This window comes from Vibrio sp. Y176, assembly GCF_033438945.1.
The window spans coordinates 1-586 of record NZ_JAWOQS010000850.1 but is presented as its reverse complement, the minus strand read 5'-3'; the positions used below and the strand labels follow the sequence as shown (position 1 = coordinate 586).

The window sequence follows — 586 nt, the reverse complement described above, 5'->3', positions numbered from 1 at the left end:
CTGCTTCATGCTCATAGCTGGATGACAACACCATACCCCAATGAATATAGTCATGAATGACGTCGGGCTCAAAGCCACTTGGCGCGGCAAGTTGGAAGCGATCTTGCGCTTTGAAGAAGGCGTTGAATATGTCCTTTCTGCGTTTCATATCTGCCTCAATTGATTAGATAATGATAATTATTATCAATTAAAAGTAAATTAGCAACCCTCTATTTTCGACAAGATTAGATATAAAAAAGCCGACGCAGTCGCATCGGCAGAAATGGTTGGGTTTTCATCCCGCAGCAAAGCTTATCCGTTGTTTAGAAGGATTTGCAGCGTAATGTTACTCAGTAAACAAGGTTTCGTATTTCACAAATGCTGTTTGTGTTTCGCCGTAGTAAAGCGTGCCTTCGGCTTGGATAACGACTCGTAACCAGCTCTCTGCGGGGGTTGGCTTTGGCAGAGTGATGTACCAGTTTTGGCCAGCTTGATCGGCGCGTGTCATATCAATCGGCTGAGCGTTCTGTTGTTGGTCATCTACTACGGACAGCTTGACGCCTTCCAGCGGATAGGCAGCGTTGAGAGACAGTTCTAGGCTATCTTT

Annotated in this window: 1 pseudogene; it reads right to left on the bottom strand. The window is 45.4% G+C overall.

The annotated features are described in order from the left end of the window. Positions 1 to 325 precede the first annotated feature (325 nt). Positions 326 to 586, bottom strand: a pseudogene (locus R7O13_RS29015) (hypothetical protein); the annotation flags it as partial.